General features: G+C 30.5%; 21 protein-coding genes. 1 reads left to right on the top strand and 20 read right to left on the bottom strand.

Annotated features, from left to right (window positions below; all coding sequences use genetic code 11):
* Positions 1–5: 5 nt before the first annotated feature.
* The 20 genes from HM981_RS05270 to HM981_RS05175 all read right to left on the bottom strand — a co-directional run bounded on the left by HM981_RS05270 (position 6) and on the right by HM981_RS05175 (position 21,403).
* Positions 6–782: a 2OG-Fe(II) oxygenase gene (locus HM981_RS05270; RefSeq protein WP_179337525.1), complete on the bottom strand. Its 777-nt coding sequence runs from the start codon at positions 780–782 to the stop codon at positions 6–8.
* Between the two features lie 50 nt (positions 783–832).
* On the bottom strand, positions 833–2,230 hold the full coding sequence (locus tag HM981_RS05265; RefSeq protein WP_179337524.1) for an O-antigen ligase family protein: 1,398 nt from the start codon (positions 2,228–2,230) through the stop codon (positions 833–835).
* Positions 2,230–3,585, bottom strand: coding sequence for a hypothetical protein (locus HM981_RS05260; protein ID WP_179337523.1), 1,356 nt, complete (start codon positions 3,583–3,585; stop codon positions 2,230–2,232). The genes HM981_RS05265 and HM981_RS05260 overlap by 1 nt, the downstream gene beginning before the upstream one ends.
* A gap of 25 nt (positions 3,586–3,610) precedes the next feature.
* The gene (locus tag HM981_RS05255) at positions 3,611–4,159 is read right to left on the bottom strand and encodes a hypothetical protein (RefSeq protein WP_179337522.1); all 549 of its coding nucleotides are present in this window, start codon (positions 4,157–4,159) and stop codon (positions 3,611–3,613) included.
* Positions 4,160–4,979: 820 nt separating this feature from the next.
* On the bottom strand, positions 4,980–5,516 hold the full coding sequence (locus tag HM981_RS05250) for a GNAT family N-acetyltransferase (RefSeq protein ID WP_179337521.1): 537 nt from the start codon (positions 5,514–5,516) through the stop codon (positions 4,980–4,982).
* Positions 5,513–6,577, bottom strand: a complete 1,065-nt coding sequence (locus HM981_RS05245; RefSeq protein ID WP_179337520.1) for an N-acetylneuraminate synthase family protein — start codon at positions 6,575–6,577, stop codon at positions 5,513–5,515. The genes HM981_RS05250 and HM981_RS05245 overlap by 4 nt, the downstream gene beginning before the upstream one ends.
* Entirely contained in the window at positions 6,552–7,448 is an 897-nt protein-coding gene (locus tag HM981_RS05240; RefSeq protein WP_179337519.1) for an SDR family oxidoreductase, read from the bottom strand. The genes HM981_RS05245 and HM981_RS05240 overlap by 26 nt, the downstream gene beginning before the upstream one ends.
* Positions 7,448–8,140: a pseudaminic acid cytidylyltransferase gene (gene pseF / locus HM981_RS05235; RefSeq protein WP_179337518.1), complete on the bottom strand. Its 693-nt coding sequence runs from the start codon at positions 8,138–8,140 to the stop codon at positions 7,448–7,450. Before pseF ends, HM981_RS05240 begins: the two co-directional genes overlap by 1 nt.
* Positions 8,141–8,147: 7 nt before the next feature.
* Positions 8,148–9,167 (bottom strand): UDP-N-acetylglucosamine 4,6-dehydratase (inverting), encoded by a 1,020-nt coding sequence (gene pseB, locus HM981_RS05230; protein ID WP_179337517.1) that lies wholly within the window; start codon positions 9,165–9,167, stop codon positions 8,148–8,150.
* Between the two features lie 9 nt (positions 9,168–9,176).
* A complete protein-coding gene (locus HM981_RS05225) occupies positions 9,177–9,713 on the bottom strand; it encodes a hypothetical protein (protein WP_179337516.1) in 537 nt (178 codons plus the stop codon).
* 97 nt (positions 9,714–9,810) lie between these two features.
* Complete coding sequence (rfbD, locus tag HM981_RS05220) at positions 9,811–10,680, bottom strand: dTDP-4-dehydrorhamnose reductase (RefSeq protein WP_179337515.1); 870 nt, start codon at positions 10,678–10,680, stop codon at positions 9,811–9,813.
* The gene (gene rfbC / locus HM981_RS05215) at positions 10,677–11,222 is read right to left on the bottom strand and encodes a dTDP-4-dehydrorhamnose 3,5-epimerase (protein ID WP_179337514.1); all 546 of its coding nucleotides are present in this window, start codon (positions 11,220–11,222) and stop codon (positions 10,677–10,679) included. Before rfbC ends, rfbD begins: the two co-directional genes overlap by 4 nt.
* Positions 11,223–11,227: 5 nt before the next feature.
* A complete protein-coding gene (rfbA, locus tag HM981_RS05210; protein ID WP_179337513.1) occupies positions 11,228–12,091 on the bottom strand; it encodes a glucose-1-phosphate thymidylyltransferase RfbA in 864 nt (287 codons plus the stop codon).
* Positions 12,092–12,413: 322 nt separating this feature from the next.
* A complete protein-coding gene (gene wecC, locus HM981_RS05205; RefSeq protein WP_179337512.1) occupies positions 12,414–13,631 on the bottom strand; it encodes a UDP-N-acetyl-D-mannosamine dehydrogenase in 1,218 nt (405 codons plus the stop codon).
* 1 nt (position 13,632) lies between these two features.
* The gene (wecB, locus tag HM981_RS05200) at positions 13,633–14,760 is read right to left on the bottom strand and encodes a non-hydrolyzing UDP-N-acetylglucosamine 2-epimerase (protein WP_179337511.1); all 1,128 of its coding nucleotides are present in this window, start codon (positions 14,758–14,760) and stop codon (positions 13,633–13,635) included.
* A 487-nt stretch (positions 14,761–15,247) separates the two neighbouring features.
* Positions 15,248–16,258: a dTDP-glucose 4,6-dehydratase gene (rfbB, locus tag HM981_RS05195; protein ID WP_179337510.1), complete on the bottom strand. Its 1,011-nt coding sequence runs from the start codon at positions 16,256–16,258 to the stop codon at positions 15,248–15,250.
* A 1-nt stretch (position 16,259) separates the two neighbouring features.
* Entirely contained in the window at positions 16,260–17,309 is a 1,050-nt protein-coding gene (locus HM981_RS05190) for a hypothetical protein (RefSeq protein WP_179337509.1), read from the bottom strand.
* 3 nt (positions 17,310–17,312) lie between these two features.
* Positions 17,313–19,004, bottom strand: coding sequence for a DUF6909 family protein (locus HM981_RS05185; protein ID WP_179337508.1), 1,692 nt, complete (start codon positions 19,002–19,004; stop codon positions 17,313–17,315).
* Between the two features lie 27 nt (positions 19,005–19,031).
* Positions 19,032–20,534 carry a GH3 family domain-containing protein gene (locus tag HM981_RS05180; RefSeq protein WP_179337507.1) on the bottom strand — a complete coding sequence of 501 codons (1,503 nt, stop codon included), beginning with the start codon at positions 20,532–20,534 and terminating at the stop codon, positions 19,032–19,034.
* Positions 20,534–21,403, bottom strand: a complete 870-nt coding sequence (locus HM981_RS05175; RefSeq protein WP_179337506.1) for a M23 family metallopeptidase — start codon at positions 21,401–21,403, stop codon at positions 20,534–20,536. The genes HM981_RS05180 and HM981_RS05175 overlap by 1 nt, the downstream gene beginning before the upstream one ends.
* Positions 21,404–21,517: 114 nt before the next feature.
* Between HM981_RS05175 and HM981_RS05170 the strand changes: the two genes are divergently transcribed.
* Positions 21,518–21,700 (top strand): twin-arginine translocase TatA/TatE family subunit, encoded by a 183-nt coding sequence (locus HM981_RS05170; RefSeq protein ID WP_179337505.1) that lies wholly within the window; start codon positions 21,518–21,520, stop codon positions 21,698–21,700.
* Positions 21,701–21,721 lie beyond the last annotated feature (21 nt).

Here is a 21,721-nt window from a genome sequence, read left to right as displayed (position 1 = left end):
TTATGTTATTGATTTTTAGCTGTTCCGCTACCAAATAATTTATTTTTAAGCTTAACAGCAAAATTATAATTTTTAGCAACAAATTTCTTTAGCTCTGATGAATCTTCTGTTGGAAACCAATCTGTTGTTCTTGGTTTTTCCATCAAGATCTTATGTTTTGTATAGGCGTAGGTTGCTACAGATGTTCTAAAGTTTCCATCCGGAAAATTAGTCATATCGTAACCATGTAGAGAATAAGGTCCGCATTCTTGTATTATTAATCTATTGAATGGCACTTCTAATTCAGCTTTTTCACCTGTTCTTAAGTCTTCAATCTTTAATTCCCCTCCATATTCCTCTTTCCAATCTGTATTTAAGTACAACAACAGATTCATTTGCCTAAACCAGTTTTTTTGAAGTGGATGGTAATTAAAATCTAAATGCATGTCTAAAAAACTATTCTTCTTTCCTTGGTGTAAACCACCTCCATGATTCTTTGGATCTACAAAAATGGTTTTATTAGAAATGTAGGATAAAAATTCGTTAAATTCATCAGACTTTAAATCGTTATAAAGTTCAAGAAAAAGAGGTCCTAATTCTTTATAATTAGATTTCTCAAACTTATTATTAGCAAACATATAATCCCTACTTTTATTATCTAACTCAGGTATGTTTTTTCTTAATTGAAGTAATTTTTCTTCATCACAAAAATCATCAATAATTAAGTATGGAAAAGGTTTATTTGTTAAATATTTACTACGTAACTCATCTTTATTGGCCTGTAACTTAGATAAATTTATCATAAAATTTAGTTTTATTCAAAAATATAGATATTATTAACGAATACCTACTATTACTCGTAAATTTTAGATTTATCTAGAGGGTTTTCAATACGCTTAGTTTGACTTAATCCGTAATAAATTATGATCAATGTAAAATAGAAAAAACCTTGTTTGGGAATATCTGTTCCTATTAAATTTATAAACAACCCAATGGTAAAAAATAGTGACACTCTATTCTTATTACTATAAAATATTTCTAATAAAGATAAGATCATTAAGATGAATCCTAAGATTCCTTTTTCTGCTAAAGATAATGCTAGATAAGCATCACCAACTTTAGTATAAACCACCTTGTCTGGCACTTTTTTATGAAAATTTGTATAACCAGCAAAGACTTCTACATCTGCCCCAGGAGCTGACAATGACCCTATTCCGTTACCTAAAGGGTTTTCATAAAATCTATCAAAAGAGTAATCTATAAACATACCTCTTTGAGAAATTGCGTTGTCTTTATTTAGTGGGTTTAATGTTTGAACAAAATTCTGAATAGTTTCATTATTCAACGCATAGATGATCATTGTTATTAGCAATAAAAAAACCACTCCTAGGCTTGTTAATAAGCGTTTGGTAATTCTAATTTTTTCAGGTAAATAAATACCTAAAAACAACAATACGAGGATAATCATTGGTCCTCTAGAGAATGTTGATATACACACCAAACTAAGTAGTATAATGTCCCAATAGCTTTTCTTTTTATTAGTATAATACAAGAGTAATAGATAAATACAGGATAGTTGTCCCATAATTCTAAAATCGAAAACAAACCCTGTATTTCGAGGAATTTTTCTTGCGACTTTAAGAACTATTCTTACAATCTCATCTTTAAAAATGATATTATCTAGAAACAAATGTATGGACTGTTCATAAAAGTGTGGACTTAAATATATAATGACACAGGCTAGAAATGAATATCTAAAGAAGTTTAAGAGGTAATTGAAATTTATTCTTTTGTAACCAATAAACAGTGCTGCTAATAAAAAGAAAACTAATGGAAGTGTTTCTTGAGCAAAAACTGAAAAGGAATAAGGAAGGCTAAATAAACTAAAAATCAGTATAAAAATTACAAATAAAATGGTCCATTTTAAGTTTTTAATTCCACCAAGATTTACGGTTTTTAGCTTAGTAAAATTAAACAGTAGAAGTATGCCTATAGGTATATAATTACATAATAAATTTACAATATTAAAAACTGTTGGGTTTTTAGGTACTAAAGGTCCCATCATTAACCTTGCAGAAAGCATTAAAATAAGAACTATTGTAAAGTCTTGTTTTATAATGATTCTGTAATAAGAAATAAGTAAAATTGGAATTATAAATATAGGTACAAAGGCATCTGCTTTATACAATACTATTATTAGTAAAAATAGTAATGTTAGATAATAATCAATTTTAAGTTTTTTTAAAACCATTAATCAATAATTGTTAAAAAGGCTTTGCTTAAACATTCAATATTTTCGCTCATTACACACCTAGGATCTCCAAAAGAATCAGACATAATACCTTCATAAGAATTTTGAAGGAGCCACTTAGAAAACTCGGCATGATCTAGACCTTCTGTATTTTCTTTAATAAGATTATCTAAGCTATTCTCTTTAAAATCTGACCATGCTATTTGTTTACATCCTTTTAGCTTATTAAAAAACGTTGGCGCAAAAGTGAAACTGTGTTTACTTTTTAATGCGGCTTCATAAGCTATAGTACCAGAAACTGTAAATACAGCACTTATAGAATCTAATAACTTGTGCGTATCTGCTTTATTATCTATAAGGTATACGTTACGAAGGTTTTTTACCGATTTATAAAAGCTAAAATCTCGATCTCCAATGGCATTGCTGTGTTCTTTTACTAAGAGCACATAGTCTTTTGGTAAAATTCTCCAAATGTTATGAATTAAATCTAATTGGTTTTCGTAATAACGACCAATTACATCTATTGAAGCTTCTGGTTGCTTATGTAAGGTAAATAATACGCGCTTTTTATCTTTTGGGAGAGTTTCTATTTTTGTTTCTGTAACAAAATTTTTAAATATAATTCTATTATAGATTTCTGCCGTTCTTATTTTAAATTGATGATATGGGTTGCTATAAAGCGTAGGATCATTTGCATCTTGGTTAGTTCTAAGAATAAAATTTTTCAACAGCACTAAGCTATGTGATATTGTTCCTTTTTTTGCTAGTAGCTTATCATTTAATGCTAAATATGCTGGTTTTTCTAGCTTAATAAAATCATCTTTTACATTTGCGTTATTCTCTGTTTCTAAAATATTAGATTGAAATTCATTAGTAAAAAATGTAAAACGACCATTTGGTATTCTAATGGTGTGAGGGTTTATAAACTTACAATTTAGTGATTTATCTTGTGAGAGTAATCTAAATGCAATAAGCTCATGTGCCCATGTTAATTCTCCAAAAACATAACTAATGTTATTCTCTATTATAAAGTTGCTATAAAGCGAGCTAAGCTTGTTTAAGTAATCATAAGACCATTTAGATGGTTCGTGCTTTAAAACGCGATCTCCATAAACCAATTCATTAATCTTAAAGTCTATTGAGGTTTCAATACTATTATTTGTTGATAAAACCTCTTTTTTACCTATATATAACAGTTGATTAATAGGAAATATGTCTTGAAGCTCATCATATTGTTTTTTGTTGGGAATTATCCAAAAGCTTTCAATATTATGATTTTTTAAAGTCTTTGCTATTTCTACAAATACTTGAGTTTTGTAATAATTAGAAATAAAGCATATATTCTTTTTCTTCATTCTACTCTGTTGAATATCTTCTTAATTAAACTAGCTTATAATTTCTTTTATAAAGTATTGTAACACTTAATAAAAGTGAGGCAAATGTACTAATAAACATTGCTATTGCTATTTTTTCTAAGAAATCAATTTTTAAGAACATCAATAATGAGAAAAACAAGACAGCTCCAAAAATAGCCAGATACAATTTAATTATATTTTTGTTTTCTCTACCATAATTAAGTTCTAAGTAGGCGTAAACACAACTCATAAAAGTTTGTACTATAATTAATGTTGCTATAAATATTGGTCTTTGCACATTATCTTGATCGTAATTATAAACTAAATAAATGCCACTAATTAACATTACAATAATCATCGTCATTATTAACAAGCCTAAGTATTTAAAAAGTATTTTTTTATTAATACCTAAAATGTTTTTTTCTATGTATATGGATTTTACCATGTAAGCTAATAGAGAAGAATGAGTAAGAAATATAACCATTGAAAAACGTTGAATAAGAGATAAAAGCACTCCATCTTCTATTGGCATATTTGTCAGTGCATGAATTTTACCGTAATTAGTAATGTACATTATTAAAAATATCTGAATAATAGTTGGCCAAGAAAACAACACCGACCCTTTTAGTACCGTTTTTATTTTATTAAAACTTACGGTAGATTGTTTTACTAGGAAAACTAAGTTGAAGCTTTTAAAAAAATAAAATAATGAAAACAGAATTTGTCCTGCAAAGATTAACCAAAGGGAAAAATCGTAGTCAAAAAAGAAATAAAACAGAAGAAATGAAAGTGATATAAAATTAGATACTATGGTTATTAAAACCACTTTTTCTGGCTTATTTATTAGCCTATAATACGATGCTAAAAATGTAGTAACTAATACAAAAAGAACTCTAAAGACGATAAAAACAATAAATTTCTCATATTCAAAGACAAAGAGATTTAGCAGTATTGCAAATAACCCTAAAAAAGAGATCACTAAATAAAGCCTCTGAAACACTTTTTTAAATGTTTCAACTGTTTTATTGTGGTCGTCAGAATTTCTGTATTGATAGAAAAAGTAGGTGGATAACCCTACGTCTATTAAAGGAATTAATACTATGGTAATGGAATAAATATACTCAATTGAAACATAAACTGTTTTATCTCTAAAAAAAAATAAAACAATTATTGGAAGTAAAAAAATAACAGCTTTATCTACATAGCTCAAGGCCATAAAACTGAATAGTCTTTTATTCTGTTTAAAAAAATTTATGATCTTTATCAAGGACAATATCTAAGGCTGTTTTAATTTTAATAGTAAAAACCCTTAAGCTCAACTATTTTAAAATGTAACGATACCACATCAGTACTATCAAAAAGTTACATACTACATACAGTAGATTTACATCATACTATATCTTAAAGTCTTTACTTAATAAAGATATTAAATAGGAATCCCAATATTTACCATCTTCAAAACAGTTTTCTCTCAATAAACCATCTTGCTTAAAGTTAAACTTCTTGGTAAAAATATCTATCTTTTTAGTATCGAACTCATACAGTTCCATCCAAATTTTATTAAGGTTTAAGTTATTAAAACCGTACTTTATTAATAGATTCACAGCTTCTAAAGACGCGTCTTTGTCGTCAATATAAATATCGTCTTTTCCAATATAAAATGAAAAATCTGCTGATCTATTAATCCAGTTTATATAAAGTAAACCAGCAGCACCTATGGGTTCATTCGATTCTAAATCTACAATAGTAAACATGAAATTGATATGCTTGGTGTTCTGAATACTTTCGAACCACTTTTCTTGATCGGTTAAAGACAATTCTCTTACCTCTCTAAAGTTTCTTCTAAAGTCTTCTTTATTTCTCCAATCTCTTAAATACTTTAAATCTTCTCTTTCTAAAGCTCTTAAACCAACTTTTTCTCCTTTAATCATACAATACTTTCTTTTGTAAAGTGCTCACCAAACACAATGTCCTTCTTCAATTCCTTTCCTATTAACTCCTCTAATTGATACGGCTGATAACCGCCTTCTCCTATAGGTCTAAGTGGTTCTAAATCTTCTTTAGACAATACATGTCCGGCTTTTAGATTAGATGCTGAACAGATACAACGTCTTTGCACAACATAAGCTTGCTTCTCATTATCTTCTACTCGCTTTACTCCATCACCTAAAGCAGCCAATAACTCGTAAGATCTATCTACCATATCTCTCCAGGTTGATGGATTCATTGCAAAACCATGATCTGGACCAACTTGGTCGTTACTATCTGTAAAATGCTTCTCAATAACTCTAGCACCTAACGCAATACTACCAAGAACAGTTGCATGACCACTAGTGTGATCTGATAAACCCAACATCGTATTAGGATACATTTCTTTATAGGCTTTTAAAACATTTAAATTACAAAATTTAAAGTTCTCTGCACTACCTGTGTAATTTGTATTGCATTGCATTAAAACAATATCATTGGTTTTGCTTAAAGCTAGTTTCATCATTCGTTCTACATCTTCCAAATCACAAGCTCCTGTAGCTAGTAGTGTTGGCTTGCCTTTACCCAAAACGTAGTCTATAATCTCTAACCAAGAGGCATCACCAGATCCTATTTTATATAATTCTACAAAAGGATCTACCAAATCAACCGATTCAAAATCATAAGGGCTAGTAAAATAGTCTAATCCTACTTTATCGCATTCTGCTTTTAAAATGGGTGTCCAATCTTTATTGATACTTGCATCTTCATAAACTTCAAAAACCGACTTCTCCCAATTAGATTGATGTGAGAGTTTACCTTTCATATTCTCAAACCCCAACTTGCTAACAATCTTCTTAGCTGAAAAATTTTGAAATTTTGCGGCATCAGCACCAGCTTCTTTAACTAAATGAATTAACTCAATAGCTTTTTCTAAAGACCCGTTATGATTTGCACCTATATCTGCAATAAAATATAACGTATTATCGTCAACTATCTTATTTCCTAATTTTATCTGCTTCATAATATTGATTTATAGTTTGCAAAGTGTCTGCAAGCTTTGGTAATTTTCTTTTATATTTTTCTTGATAATAATTACAATTAAGAGTTTGATCATTACAGCGTTTTGCTCTATCTTTAAAAGACGATATTAGACCACTTTTTATTGTGGTTGTGTCTAAATTTAAACGCTTTAATAATTCCATTCCAAATTCATACTTCGTAACAATTTCGGTTCCTGAAATGTGTACTATTTCATTCGGAAAATCTTTTAATGAAATAATGTGTTTTATTTCCTCTCCAAGCTCCCAAATAGAAATTGGATTAAATACAACATCATCAAATAAAGAAATTTCCTCAGCTTTTTTAGAAGCATTAATGATCCATTCTACAAAACCTGCTTTTTTAGAATTTAGGTTTAACCCAACAATTGTTGTTCGGATGATACAAAACTCTCTATCACTCAATTTAGTGAAAAATTCTCCTAATTCTTTTGATTTTCCATAGACATTTTCAGGAAAAACACAGTCTGTTTCTTTAGCTAAATGAAGTGCAGATGGAAAAACAGCATCAGTTGAAATATAAATGAATTTTACATTTTTATTTGTTGCTTCAGCAAACTTTTTAACGGATATTCCATTAATACTGAACGCTTCATCTGGATTATTATTACAGTAATTACCATTGGTTAAAGCACCTGACAGGACTATAATTTCTGGTTTAGACCACGTAATGATATCTTGGTAATTCTCAGAATTTAAATCTAAAACTTTATAGTTTTTAGGCTGCTCATCATAATTAGAATTTCCTGTTCCAAAAACTTCGTGCTCCTTGGCTAACATTGTAGCTAAAGTAGCACCTAACATTCCCGAAACTCCAGTGATTAAAACCCTCATTAAATATTTTTTAAATACTTGTACTTAAATTCTGCAAGTTCCCAATCATCAATAGTATCTATATCATGAGATTCTATTTCTTTTAATTCTATAAAGCCTGTATTATCATTCCACAGTCTGTTATTCAAAATGATTTCTTCGGTTTTAAACATGTAAAACTGACCCAGATCATGATAAGTTGCTTCTAAATCTTGTGTTCTTATTTGCATATTTTCTGGAGCAATCATTTCCATTCTATTATTGGCTTTTACTCTTAAAGCTCTTTGAATAGGATGACCATATTTTAAAACAGGAAATACGCAATCTAAATCATCAGCTTTAAGCTTATTATAACTTGAAGATAAAATCTGTGCTGTTACAAATGGTGCGCATGGATATATGCAACAGGTATAATCAAATTCCTGACCTACTTTTTTATATGCTTCTATGACTTCGGCAATAACGTCTATTGTAGTTGCTACATCATTAGAGTTAACATCACTGCGTAAAAAAGGAACTTTGGCTCCATAAGTTTTAGCAATTTCAGCAATTTCAGCATCATCTGTAGATACCATGACCTCATCAAAAAGGTTACTTTTAACTGCTGCTTCAATAGAATAGGCAATTATAGGCTTATCTATAAAGCGTTTTATATTCTTTCTTGGTATGCGCTTGCTTCCGCCTCTTGCAGGAATAATAGCTATTTTTTTCATGCTAAAATTACACTTCAAATGTTGGGTCTACGTGCTCTTTTATAAGGTTTCTTAAACTCTCAACTGTTTCCCATTCTTCATTATCTCCAGAGTTGTAACTAAAACTTTGTTCCACTTTTTTTGCATCAAAAGCCTTTACAAAATCTTCTGTTTTCCATTGGTGTGTCGCTGGTAAAATAGTATAGTATTTTCCTAGGTCATAAGTATAAAAAGAATCAGATGACGTAATCATTTCCTCATGCACTTTCTCACCTGGTCTAATACCAACAATTGGTTTTTTACAATCGGGACCAATGGCTTCTGCAACATCCATGATTTTATAAGAAGGAATCTTAGGAACAAATAACTCTCCTCCCCAAGCATGTTCTAAAGCATGCATTACCATATCTACTCCACCCTGAAGTGAGATATTAAATCTAGTCATGTTAGGATCTGTGATAGGTAATTCATTTTCATCATTTTTCTTCTTAAGAAAAAATGGAATTACTGAGCCATTAGAACCCATAACATTACCATACCTTACCACAGAAAATTTAATAGGCTTATCTCCTTTTATATTATTTGCGGCAATAAACAACTTGTCTGAAGTTAGTTTTGTTGCTCCATATAGGTTTATAGGTGCACATGCTTTATCTGTAGATAATGCAACAACACGTTCTACTTTTGTTTTAAAACACGCATCAACAACGTTTTCTGCACCTCCAATATTTGTTTTAATACACTCGTCTGGGTTATATTCTGCAATATGTACGTGTTTCATTGCTGCTGCATGGATAACGTAATCTACGCCTTGAAAAGCTCTTATTAAACGTTCTTTATCTCTAACATCTCCAATAAAATATCTGATTTGAGGAAATTCAGAATTAGAAAACTCTTGAGCCATCTGAAACTGTTTTTGCTCATCTCTAGAATATATAACTAATCGCTTTACTTCAGGATATTTGTTAAGAATGTGTTTGGTTAATGCTTTACCTAGAGAACCCGTTCCTCCAGTTATTAAGATTGATTTATTGGTTAAGTTAAACATATTTTTTTATTAAATTTTTGAATTCAAAATCACTTTAAAACCGTCATTACCAGTTATAAAAGGATCGTGTTTATCTTTTAAAGACACTTTATATTTGGTTGAATCTGGGGACATTTGTAAAACATCTTGAAAATTGAAATGTTTATAAAGATCCTTTCCTATTATCTTATACTTATCATCAGAGTATTGCATTGTAAGATCTATAATTGTTACGTCTATCTGATTTTTATTAACTCCAAGGTCTAACCTTAAATTATAAGGGTAATCTCCTTCTGGAAGTTTAAAGTATATATCTTGTTCTAAATCACTTCCTGTAACTTTTGTTGTAATAATTTGTTTTCCTGTAAACTTTTCATTTTCATTCTGAACATAGAATACATCAAACGAATCGTCTTCCTTAACAATAGCTGTTAATTTTAATGAAAATAAATCTTTATCCTCAATGATTATAGGTCCTGTTATTTTTTCTTTTTTCTCTTCACCACAAGAGCTAGCGAATAGAAATAGTGTGCCTGCAAACAAAAGGTAAATTAATGCTCTTTTCATATTTTATGGACCTGTAAATTATAAATCTTTTTTTTAACGACTAAAACTACCATTTTTAATGTAGTATTAACACACCAAATTAAGATAAAAGAAACCGCTAAGTCTCCATCTTCTTTAAATTAATAATTGCATTGTTTAAGCTGCTTTTCCAATTAGGGATTATAACTCCAAGTTCATTCTTTATCTTGGATTTACTAAGTACGCTATATTTTGGACGAACTGCTGCAGTTGGGTAATCTTTAGTTTCTATTTTGTTTAAATTCAAATTATTATCTGATAATTTGAAAATTTCTTTAGCAAAATCGTACCAACTAATAACGCCTTCATTGCTATAGTGGTATATTCCATAAGACGTATTTCTACTTTCAATAAATTCTATAACAACCTTAGCTAAATCAATAGCATAAGTTGGGCTTCCTATTTGATCGCTTACAACACTCAGCTCACTACGCTCTTTACCTAACCTTAGCATGGTTTTTAGAAAATTGTTTCCAAACTCAGAATACAACCAAGATGTTCTAATTATAAAATGAGCAGCTAATACGTCTTCAATTGCTTTCTCTCCCTTTAATTTTGATTGACCATAAACACCTAAAGGATTTGTAGTGTTACGCTCTGTATAAGGTTGAGTTGATTCTCCATTAAAAACAAAATCTGTTGAGATTTGAACCAAAACAACACCAAACGTCCTACATGCTATAGCCAGGTTTTTGGATCCTAAGTAATTAACTTTATCTGATAGCGCTATTTCTTCTTCAGCTTTATCTACAGCTGTGTAAGCGGCACAATTAATGCAATAATCTAACCTCTCAAAAGTTTTAAAAACTTCATTGACTTGAGATTCATTTGTAATGTCTAATTCAGAAGAGGATTTAAAAATAAAATTAATATTAGGATGTGCGAAAGCGATACTTTTAAAGCATTGCCCTAACTGACCATCTTTTCCTGTAACTAATACATTTATCATACTATGGCATTTTTAAATGTAGGTAATACTAAATCTTTATCGGATAGAATAAAATCTGTACTTGGTAATTGCCAATTAATATTTAAATGTTCATCGTTATATATTACACCTGCTTCTGCTTCTTTATTATAGAAATTATCGCATTTGTAGCTAAAAATTGTTTCGTCTTCTAATACAATAAAGCCATGTGCAAAACCTCTTGGTACAAAAAGTTGAGTTTTATTATCTTCCGTAAGTTTTATTGAAACAGATTCTCCAAAAGTTTTTGAATCCTTTCTCATATCTACAGCAACATCTAAGACACTACCTTTAATAACTCTTACTAATTTGGCTTGAGCAAACTCACCTAATTGATAATGCAAACCTCTTAAAACACCTTTAGAAGACTGAGATTCATTATCTTGAACAAAGTTCACATCCAAATTTAACATTCTGTTGAATGTCTTTTGGTTAAAACTTTCAATAAAATAACCTCTTTTATCTTTAAAAACATTAGGCTGCAGAATGTAACATCCTTCTAATTTCGTTTCTTTAATTGTCATGTTCTTTACTTAGATAACAAACTTAATAAGTGTTTACCATAACCACTTTTAATTAAAGGTTCTATTAGAGCTCTAAATTGCGTCTCATTAATATAACCCATACTAAAAGCGACTTCTTCAAGTGCTCCAATTTTTAAACCTTGACGTTCTTCTATAACCTGAACAAATTGCGACGCTTGCATTAACGATTTAAAAGTACCTGTATCTAACCAAGCAGTACCTTTATCTAATACGCTCACTTTTAAGTTTCCTTGACTTAAATACGTTTTATTAACGTCTGTAATCTCTAGTTCACCACGCTTACTTGGTTTTATGTTTTTAGCGATTTCAACCACTGAATTATCATAAAAATAAATACCAGGAACTGCGTAATTAGATTTTGGATGATCGGGTTTCTCTTCTATTGATACTGCCTTGCCTGATTTATCAAATTCAACCACTCCATAGCGTTCTGGATCATGAACATGATATGCATAAACAATACCTCCATCTGGGTCATTATTTTGTTGCAATAATTCGGATAAACCTGAACCATAAAAAATATTATCTCCAAGTATTAAAGCGACCTTATCATTGCCAATAAATTCTTCACCGATTATAAACGCTTGGGCGAGACCATTAGGCTCTTCTTGAACAGCATATTGAAAATCACAACCAAACTTTTTCCCATCACCTAAAAGCTTCTTAAATAGTGGTAAATCATCTGGAGTAGAAATGATTAAAATTTCTCTAATTCCAGACCACATTAATGTAGATAGAGGATAGTATATCATTGGCTTATCGTAAATAGGCATTAACTGCTTACTTACAGCCAAAGTCAATGGATGTAATCTTGTCCCTGACCCTCCTGCTAGTATAATTCCTTTCATTTACTTTTACTTTTACTTTTACTTTATATTAAAATTTTAAATACCTCTCTATCGTTTATCAACACCTTTAGTATTTTGTTTCAAACAAAAATAACAACTTTAAGAAATTCTAAAACCTTTACAGAAAAAAAATCTGAGATATATTAGAATTTACAATGTTTAAACTTAACATTTTCAGTTTTAAAGCGTTATAATTTATGCATTATATTTATTTGATTATACTTTTTAAGCTCAATTAAAATACTAATGACAATAGCTTAAATTATGGAATACAACAAAAACCAAATTATTAGAGGAATTTTTATTGTTGGTATTATCAAAATTAATTCTTAGATGTTATTCCGCAAAAGTCTAAAATGGTCTTATTTTTTAGATTTGTTAGATCATAAAATTCTTTATGTGCTACTAAAAATACAATGATATCAGCTTTTTCTATAGCGTCTTTATAATTCGTTAATTTAAAGACTTTATGACTCTCTATATTAGGCTCCACTATAAAATATTCTTCATCATTAGAATCTTGTAAAACCTTTTGTACAATATATTTTGCTGGTGATTCTCTTAAGTCGTCAATGTTTGCTTTAAACGAGAGTCCCATTAATGCTACACTTGGCTTTCTTCCGTGTTTCAATTGAAATTGAAGCTTAGTAGATTGTATTTTTTCTGCGCACCAAAATGATTTATAATTATTAATCTCTCTTGCTTTTCCTATAATTTGAGATTCCATTGGATAATCTGAAACTATAAAATAAGGATCTACCGCAATACAATGACCACCCACTCCACAACCTGGTTGTAATATATTAACGCGTGGATGTTTATTAGCTAATTCAATTAATTCCCAAACATTAATATCTGCTTTATCACAGATTAATGACAATTCATTTGCGAATGCAATTTGCACATCTCTAGAAGAATTCTCTACTAATTTACACATCTCTGCTGTACGCGCATTCGTTCTATGTAAATCTCCTGTTATAAATTGGTCGTAAAACTGAATAGCTTTCTCTGTAGACGCTTCATTTACACCGCCAATCACTCTGTCGTTGTTAACCAACTCATACATTACGTTGCCTGGTAAAACACGTTCTGGACAATAGGCTATATATAATTTCTCATTTAATTCTGGACGTTCAGAATAGATTAGACTCATCATTTTTTCTGTTGTCCCAATCGGAGAAGTTGATTCTATTATGTATAAATCTCCTTCTTTTAATAAAGGAATAATTGCTTTTGTAGCAGCTTCTACAAATGATATATCGGGTTCGTTTTTAGCTTTAAATGGAGTAGGCACAACAATTAAATACGTATTAGCCTCAACAGGTTTAATATCTGCTTTTAGGTAGCCTTTACGGACTGCTTTTGCCACTGCAATATCTAAATCTGGCTCAACTATATGTATTTTACCTTCATTTATAATTTTTACAATACTTGGATTTATATCAACACCATGAACATAGGTTTCGTTTTGAGCTATTAAGGCTGCTGTTGGTAAGCCTATATATCCCAAACCCATCATTACAACTTCAGGTTTATTCATATTATATATTTAAAATAAAATTAACAATACGCTCACAAGCTTTTCCATCACCATAAGGGTTGTGAAGCTTACTCATGGTATCATAACTTTTTCTATCGTTTAATAACTTTTCTGTTTCACCTACAATTTTATCTGTATTAGTACCTACAAGTAAAACGGTTCCTGCTTTTACAGCTTCAGGACGTTCTGTAGTATCTCTCATGACTAAAACCGGTTTTCCTAAACTTGGCGCCTCTTCTTGCACTCCACCACTATCAGTAATTATTATATCAGACTTATTCATTAACCACACAAACGCAGGATACGATAATGGCGGTATTAATTTAATATTAGCTTGATTACCAAGAAGCTCGTAAACTGGCTTCTGAACATTTGGGTTTAAATGAACAGGATATATTATTTGAATATCTTCATGATCTCCTGCTATTTTATTTAAAGCGGAACAGATGTTTATAAATCCTTCGCCATGATTTTCTCTTCTATGGCCTGTTACTAAAATTAAGCGTTTTTTAGAGTCTACGATCGTTTTTAAATGTTCTACTTCACTATCTGTATACGTTGAAGAATTTACAATTCTAGCACTATATTCTAAAGCATCAATCACTGTATTACCTGTAACCAATATACTAGACTCTTTTACGTTTTCATTTAATAAATTTTCCTTAGAAGTTATAGTTGGTGCAAAATGATAATCTGCAACACGACCTGTAATACTTCTATTTATTTCCTCAGGAAATGGAGAGCGACGATTAAACGTCCTTAACCCCGCTTCTACATGGCATATTTTAGCTCCAGAATAAAATGCCGCAATACTAGCAGACATCGTGGTCGTTGTATCACCATGAACATAAACAAAATCGGGATTAAAGTCTTCTAAAACAGGTTTAAGACCTGTAATAATATCAGACGTTAAGCTATACAAATTCTGATTGGGTTTCATTACATCTAAATCATAATCTGGAATAATACTAAAGAACTCTAAAACCTGATCTAACATTTCTCTATGCTGCCCAGTAATACAAACTCTAGTATCAAAATCGTTTGGAAATTTCAAAAACATTTTTACTAAAGGAGCCATTTTTATAGCTTCAGGACGCGTTCCGAATATGATAAGGTTTTTCTTTTTCATTTAAGAATAGTAGACTCTTTTATTCTAATTTCAATGTATTAGATTCTATTGCTGTAAAAATACTATTAATAATGGTTTAACCAATAGATTACAATAATAACCAGCTACAATGTAAACTATAAATTAATAGCTTTTAAAAACCACAAAATGAATACATTAAAATCTTATTTTTTCTATATAGAATTAAAGCAAACATTAATCAAAATCCTCATAAATAAGATACGTTTTAAGTTAAGTTTCTTGAATTTTTGAATTATCTCTAATACTATACTTTGGCAGATTCACTAGTGATGAAAAAACTAGTAAAATTATTACTTTGTTGAAGGAAATTTACAAAAAATGAATCCTAAATAGTCTCATCAAGAATTCTAATAACAGTATAATCTAGTAGTGTTTAATAAAAATAACGTGATATTTTAAGAATTATAAAAGCTAGAAGAATCCATTTTAGTAGGACTCATCTAGCTTATAGAATTTCTTGCGTTTATTAATTGTTATATTTTTCTAAATACCACTCAATGGTTTTTAAGATTCCTGATTCAAAATCTTCTTTTGCTTTCCAACCTAATTCATTTTCAATTTTAGAAGCATCAATAGCGTATCTAAAATCATGACCAGGTCTGTCTGTAACAAACGATATTTGACTAGAATATAATGTTTCTTTAGGTTTCAACTCATCTAAAATTTCACAAATTCTATGAGCAATGTATAAATTATCGCGTTCGTTTTTTCCACCTATATTGTAAGTCTCTCCTGCTTTTCCTTTTTGAAAAGCCAAATCAATACCACTACAATGATCTTCTACATACAACCAATCTCTTATATTTTTACCATCTCCATAAATAGGAATATTTTCATTATTTATGGCTTTTCTAATAATGGTTGGGATTAATTTTTCATCATGCTGTTTTGGTCCATAATTGTTACTACAATTAGTGGTTACAACATTCATCCCATAGGTATGAAAATAACTTCTTACAATAAAATCTGATGATGCCTTGGAAGCACTGTAAGGACTATTTGGTGCGTATGGAGTTTCCTCTGTAAACAATCCTGTTTCGCCTAATGTACCATAAACCTCATCTGTTGAAATATGATGAAATCTATTGTCTTCACAACCTTCTTTAAAAGAAAACGGAGCATCCATCCAATGATTTTTAGCAATATTCAATAAATTGAAAGTCCCATGTACATTAGTTTTTATAAATGCATCTGGGTTTTTTATTGAATTATCAACATGAGATTCTGCCGCAAAATGAATGACATCAGTAAAATCATGAGTTTTAAACAACTCATTTACAAGTTCTGCATCTCCAATATCTCCTTTTACAAAATGATACCTCTCATTAGATTTCAATTCCTCTAAATTAGCTAAATCACCTGCATATGTTAAAAGATCCAAGTTTACAACACTAACATCTTTATATTGTTTTAAAAAATAGTGAATAAAATTTGCCCCAATGAAACCAGCTCCACCTGTAATTAATATTGACTTCATATTATTCATAATTTTTAATAAATTTAAATGCTTTTATAAGTAAAGAAACTAACAATAGTAATGCTAACGTTACTACCGGAAAAATTAAACTATATCTATCTGTATATTTAATTTCTTTTGGACCTATGTCTTCAAAGCCTGAGAGAATTTCGTAATAGTCACTTGACTCAATTAAAACCTCATTTATATTAAGTAAAGTATTTCTTAATTTCATTTCTTTTTCAAATAAGTCATACTCTCTAGTAACAGACCGTTCCTGTGTTATTGGTATTAAACCACCAGAACCTATAGATAGATTACCATTCCTAGACTCATTTCTTAATACCTCTAAATATATACGCTGTAGACTGTCTATTTTAACTATTTCAGTATTAACTGTGGTTACTTCATTACGAAGTATACTATCTCTTAATGCTTTTTTCCTTTTAGAGAAGTTGTTTTCAAATGTTTTATAAAATCCCTTCTCTAGATTAGAAAAAATATCATTAGTTGAAGCTTTAGCCTTTATAGCAAAAACAGAAGCAGATAGAATGTGTCTATTATCAATAAATTCGTCATATGAAACTCGTACTAATAACGTATCAATAGTTTTCATGAAATCGTTATACTCGCTTAACAAATCGTTTTGATTTTCAGGACCTTTATCAATTTCAAAACCTACGAGTTCAGTTGCTCTAATAGAATCAATTTCAAAAATATCAGCTAATATTTTGTTTTTTCCTGTTCCGATAAGGCTATTAAAGTATTTAATATCGGTCATTAATTGATACTTTGAATCAAAGTGAGGTATCACAATCATTTCAGAAGAATACACTACTTTATTGTATTTTTCTGCTATAAAACCAATAACAAAGGCAGATACTAAAGCAATCATTATTAGTTTGAAATTATTTACTATCGGCTTTAAAATATAAATTATAGCAACAAAAATTCCTTTTAATACCCTCCCAATAAAAGCAAAGAGCCTATCAAACAACTTACCTATTGCACTAAACAACTGACCTAAATCTACTTCTTCATTTTGAGGTTGTTGTGGTAATTTTTCACTCATTTTTTATGAATTAAATATTTGTTCTAGTATTTTTTTTGTAATTACATAAGTGGGTTTAACACCAGAAGTTCCTAAACCTCCAGATGCTAATGTTCCTCCTGTTTCTAAAGGATTATCACTCGCATAATAGGCATATCTTACTTTAACATCTTCATTTATACTGTTTCTTACTTTAGATGCAGCTTGTATAGCCTTTTGATAATGTGCACCTTCCATCTCCAAACCAATAACGTTCCAAGTCGAATTTTTAAAGAACTTTAAAATCTCTTTGTTTTGAAGTGATGTACCTAAAACCGTAACCATTGTACCTTCATAAACTGAAACTCCACAATCTTTTAAATCGTCTTTAGTAAGTTCATTTTTAAACGGGTAATTATCTGCTGTACCTTCAAAGATATGTGCTGTTGGTATCATAACATCACTTTTCCCACCTTCCAAAATACCTGCTTTTCCCATGATAGAAATAGACTTCACATCTAAATGAAGGTCTTTTTCATCAACGCTAATTGGCTTTAAAAGCTCATCTAATGTTTCATAAGCCTGCTCACCAAACGCGTAATCCATTACAAAAATAACAGCTTTTTTATCCTTATGTTCTTCAAGATACTTGAATTCTGATTTAGAAAAATCAATTTTCGCTGTATCAAAAATTTGAATATCTATATTAGTTCCAGAAGTATCTTTTATGTGAATCATTCCGTTTTGCAACGCTGATTTTTCTACCTTATTGCGTAAGACACCATTTTTAGATTCACTTAAAGCTTCATAAGTTTGAAAAATATCTTTTTTAGCATCTGCTCCTTTCAGTGCTCCTTTAGCAAACAAAGAATTCATTACACTATGCATATTGGCACTAATGATGTGTATTGGTCGCTCTAACAATCCGTTTTTATGTAAAGCAGACTTTATAGTATCTGCCCATATTTCTCCATGAATATGATGTCCTAAGCGCTCTCTTAAAACAGGGCTAAACGTAATTGTTCGTTTATTGTTATTTATAGTTTCTTCTATAGCTAGTTTTCCTAACCAGTACACAATATGTAATAAACGTTCTGGCTGATCTTCTGTTGCAAATTTTGGATATGCTTCAGTAAGCTCATTAAATGTTCTACCTAAAATATTTGCCGTATGTGTAATGGCTATTTCGCGCTCTACTTGTGTAAGTTTCTTTGTTGTTAAAACAGCTGCTTCTAATTTTTTCCAATCTCTAACCGTGGTTCCTTCTTCATCTATAAGAACACGTTTACTAATTTTATGAGATTCCACAAACAAAAACGTCAAGTGCGTTAGAATATCGTAAATTTCAGAACGTCCTCTGGTAATTTCGATATTCATTTGCTCATCGTCAATTCTGTAGCAATTACGTCTTCTTTTTGGTGGAATTATCGCTTTAAAGTGTGAATTCGCATAACCTTCATCACTTGTTAAGTTTATAAATGTACACTCTTCAATGCCTTGTGGTAATCGATCTACAACATATAGTAAACCTTCTAATTCTGCTTTTTCTTCTCCAATAGAACCATAGATTTCTGGGCGTAAAAGCAATAAAGCTTCACGTAATGTTTCTCCCGAAACACCCATAGGTTTGTAAAATCCACGATTAAATAGATGACGCATAGTAATGTACATGCGCTCTATAGCACTAGAGCTTTCTTGCGCTCTCGTTCTTCCTTGTTTTTTCTTAGTTGTACTCATACGTTAGTTTAACCCACAAATATAGGTTTATTTCGTTAAATTAAGTTGAGACAAACTATCGGCAATTTTTCTGTCGTTAGAGAGTCTCGCTATTTTATTTTGTCCTCCTAGTTTCCCTACTGATTTCATATAAGTTTGGAATCCATCTTTTTTAATTCGTGTAATCTTTAATGGCCTTAGTACTTTACCGTCAATCAGGTCTAAATAATAACTATTTTGTTGCTTTAAGGATTGTTCTAAACCAGCAATAAAATCGAATTCATTTTCTGGTTCGTTCTCAAATTCAATAAACCACTCGTGATAAGGCAGACCTTCTTCCGGACTTATTTGAGGTGCAACCGTAAATTCATTTACAGAAATAGATGTATTTTCAATAGCCTCTCTTAAGGCTTGCTCTACTTCTTTGCCTATAACATGTTCTCCAAATGCTGAAATAAAATGTTTTATTCTTCCACTTACAATCACTCTATAGGGCTTTAGTGATGTAAACTGAACCGTGTCTCCAATATTGTAAGCCCACAGTCCTGCTGTTGTAGAAATAATCATGACGTAATTAACACCAAGTTTTACATCTCCAATAGTGAGACGTTTGGGATTATCTTCAAAAAAATGAACCGCCTCAACAAACTCATAAAAAATCCCTGAGTTTAATTGCAGCAACATACCTTTTTCATCTTGCTTATCTTGAAATGCAAAAAAGCCTTCACTTGCTGGATACAATTCTATGCTATCTACTTTTCTGCCTATTAAATTTTCGAATTTAGCTCTGTAAGGTTCATAATTTACACCTCCAAAAATAAAAAGGTTGAAATTTTTAAATAGATCACCAACATTTTTTCCTGACTTTTCACTTAATTTTTCAAAATACATCTGAACCCAAGATGGAATACCAGATATGATGGTCATGTCCTCGTTTATGGTTTCTTCTACAATCGCTTCAACTTTTGTTTCCCAATCCTCAATACAGTTAGTTTCTAAACTTGGTAATCTGTTTTTCTGAAGATATTTAGGAACGTAATGTGCCACAATTCCTGAAAGTCTGCCGAGTTTTATACCATGCTTTTCTTCTAAAATAGGACTCCCTTGAAGAAAGATCATTTTACCATCTACAAATTTTGAATTCCCTGTTTCATTGATATACAGTAAGATTGCATTCCGTGCAGCATCTACATGTGTTGGCATGCTTTCTTTTGTAATCGGGATATATTTTGCACCAGAGGTCGTTCCTGAAGTTTTAGCAAAATAAATAGGCTGACCTTTCCAAAGTATATCTTTTTCTCCTGCAACTACACGCTCTACATAAGGTTTTAACTCTTCATAATCTCTAATAGGAACTTGAGATTGAAATTCTTTAAACGTTGTAATAGAGCTAAAGTTATGATCTTTACCAAAAACAGTGTGCTTAGCTTCGGAAATTAAATTTTCGAAAACTTTTTGTTGCGTTTCAACAGGTTTAGACGACCATTTTTTAACGCGCCTTGCTATATATTTAGCAAATGGTTTTGAAAGTGTAGCTTTAAATGATGGCATTATTCAAAATTGATGAAATTAGTTGGATTTACAGCATAGCCTTTACTCCAAAGTTCAAAATGTAAATGAGGTCCTGTAGTGAGTTCCCCTTCATTTCCTGACATGGCAATAACCTCTCCTGATTGTACTAAATCTCCTTGCGTTTTTGTAATTGCTGAATTGTGTTTATAAACCGAAATCAATTCTCTATTATGTTCAATGATTACCACATAGCCTGTTTCTACAGTCCATTCTGCAAAAATTATGGTACCATCTGCTGTGGCTTTTACAGGTGTATTTGCTGGTACAACGACATCTACAGCATAATGCTTATCTTCTAGACTATAACCTTCTGAAATCGTTCCGTTTACTGGTGGAAACAATACATAATTAGATTGATCTCCTGAAACTTCAAATAAATTGTATTTATCTTCTTTGTCAACTTTTACTCTTAACAACGAATCTTCTCTATTGGTTGGAACTTGTAAAATATCAAGATCATTTTTGCTTGCTTGTATAATAGAATCTCTATTAAAATCTAATGTAGCAACATCTCCTGTTAATACTTTTCTAATAGATGCGTAATACTTTTTATTTAGTTCTAATTCCTGAACTAAAGAATCTGTTTTGTAATTAAGTATCGTAGCTTTCTTTTTTAATTTTGCCGAAGAATAACCTGGAATATATTCTCTTAACGGTGTAAAAGCAATCAATAAAACGGTAAAGAAAACAAGCGAAATCGCAGAAATAGAGGTTAAAACAAAAACATTAAGCCGTGTTAGTTTTATAGCAAAGCGCTCTTCAAACGTATCTTCATTTAGAATAACTAAACGATACTTATGAAGCAGCTTTTTAGCGAATTTCTTTTCTTTTTTTTTCTTTTTTGCCATTGAAACAAAATTAGTTAAAATACTGAAATAGTACCATGATAAAGTCTTAAAGTTGACATAACAACGCTATTATTAAACTATAATTACTTAACTTTGCAGCCTAAATAATAAGTTATGAGTTTAAGCATTGTCCCATTAATGATTGGATGGCCTCAAGTAATTCTAATTGCTGTCGTTGTTTTATTACTGTTTGGTGGTAAAAAGATTCCTGAATTAATGAAAGGTTTAGGAAGCGGTTTAAAGGAATTTAAAAACGCTAACAAAGACGAATCTATTGACGCTAAAGAGAAAGAATAAAACTCTTAAAAAACAAAACAC

It is taken from the genome of Winogradskyella ludwigii, from assembly GCF_013403985.1.
Taxonomy (GTDB): Bacteria; Bacteroidota; Bacteroidia; order Flavobacteriales; family Flavobacteriaceae; genus Winogradskyella; species Winogradskyella ludwigii.
The sequence above is the reverse complement of the archived record's forward strand: the minus strand, read 5'-3'. Positions and strand labels throughout refer to the sequence as shown.

What these genes read in the sequence shown, in the direction of transcription:
- HM981_RS05225 (WP_179337516.1), bottom strand. Translation starts at nt 9,713, where the DNA reads ATGAAAAGAGCATTAATTTACCTTTTGTTTGCAGGCACACTATTTCTA.
- pseB (WP_179337517.1), bottom strand. Translation starts at nt 9,167, where the DNA reads ATGTTTAACTTAACCAATAAATCAATCTTAATAACTGGAGGAACGGGT.
- HM981_RS05170 (WP_179337505.1), top strand. Translation starts at nt 21,518, where the DNA reads ATGAGTTTAAGCATTGTCCCATTAATGATTGGATGGCCTCAAGTAATT.
- HM981_RS05255 (WP_179337522.1), bottom strand. Translation starts at nt 4,159, where the DNA reads ATGTACATTACTAATTACGGTAAAATTCATGCACTGACAAATATGCCA.
- HM981_RS05190 (WP_179337509.1), bottom strand. Translation starts at nt 17,309, where the DNA reads ATGAGTGAAAAATTACCACAACAACCTCAAAATGAAGAAGTAGATTTA.
- HM981_RS05270 (WP_179337525.1), bottom strand. Translation starts at nt 782, where the DNA reads ATGATAAATTTATCTAAGTTACAGGCCAATAAAGATGAGTTACGTAGT.
- pseF (WP_179337518.1), bottom strand. Translation starts at nt 8,140, where the DNA reads ATGAAAAAAATAGCTATTATTCCTGCAAGAGGCGGAAGCAAGCGCATA.
- rfbB (WP_179337510.1), bottom strand. Translation starts at nt 16,258, where the DNA reads ATGAAGTCAATATTAATTACAGGTGGAGCTGGTTTCATTGGGGCAAAT.
- HM981_RS05265 (WP_179337524.1), bottom strand. Translation starts at nt 2,230, where the DNA reads ATGGTTTTAAAAAAACTTAAAATTGATTATTATCTAACATTACTATTT.
- HM981_RS05250 (WP_179337521.1), bottom strand. Translation starts at nt 5,516, where the DNA reads ATGATTAAAGGAGAAAAAGTTGGTTTAAGAGCTTTAGAAAGAGAAGAT.
- HM981_RS05260 (WP_179337523.1), bottom strand. Translation starts at nt 3,585, where the DNA reads ATGAAGAAAAAGAATATATGCTTTATTTCTAATTATTACAAAACTCAA.
- rfbC (WP_179337514.1), bottom strand. Translation starts at nt 11,222, where the DNA reads ATGACAATTAAAGAAACGAAATTAGAAGGATGTTACATTCTGCAGCCT.
- HM981_RS05240 (WP_179337519.1), bottom strand. Translation starts at nt 7,448, where the DNA reads ATGAGGGTTTTAATCACTGGAGTTTCGGGAATGTTAGGTGCTACTTTA.
- rfbD (WP_179337515.1), bottom strand. Translation starts at nt 10,680, where the DNA reads ATGATAAATGTATTAGTTACAGGAAAAGATGGTCAGTTAGGGCAATGC.
- HM981_RS05180 (WP_179337507.1), bottom strand. Translation starts at nt 20,534, where the DNA reads ATGCCATCATTTAAAGCTACACTTTCAAAACCATTTGCTAAATATATA.
- wecB (WP_179337511.1), bottom strand. Translation starts at nt 14,760, where the DNA reads ATGAAAAAGAAAAACCTTATCATATTCGGAACGCGTCCTGAAGCTATA.
- rfbA (WP_179337513.1), bottom strand. Translation starts at nt 12,091, where the DNA reads ATGAAAGGAATTATACTAGCAGGAGGGTCAGGGACAAGATTACATCCA.
- HM981_RS05175 (WP_179337506.1), bottom strand. Translation starts at nt 21,403, where the DNA reads ATGGCAAAAAAGAAAAAAAAAGAAAAGAAATTCGCTAAAAAGCTGCTT.
- HM981_RS05185 (WP_179337508.1), bottom strand. Translation starts at nt 19,004, where the DNA reads ATGAGTACAACTAAGAAAAAACAAGGAAGAACGAGAGCGCAAGAAAGC.
- HM981_RS05245 (WP_179337520.1), bottom strand. Translation starts at nt 6,577, where the DNA reads ATGAAGCAGATAAAATTAGGAAATAAGATAGTTGACGATAATACGTTA.
- wecC (WP_179337512.1), bottom strand. Translation starts at nt 13,631, where the DNA reads ATGAATAAACCTGAAGTTGTAATGATGGGTTTGGGATATATAGGCTTA.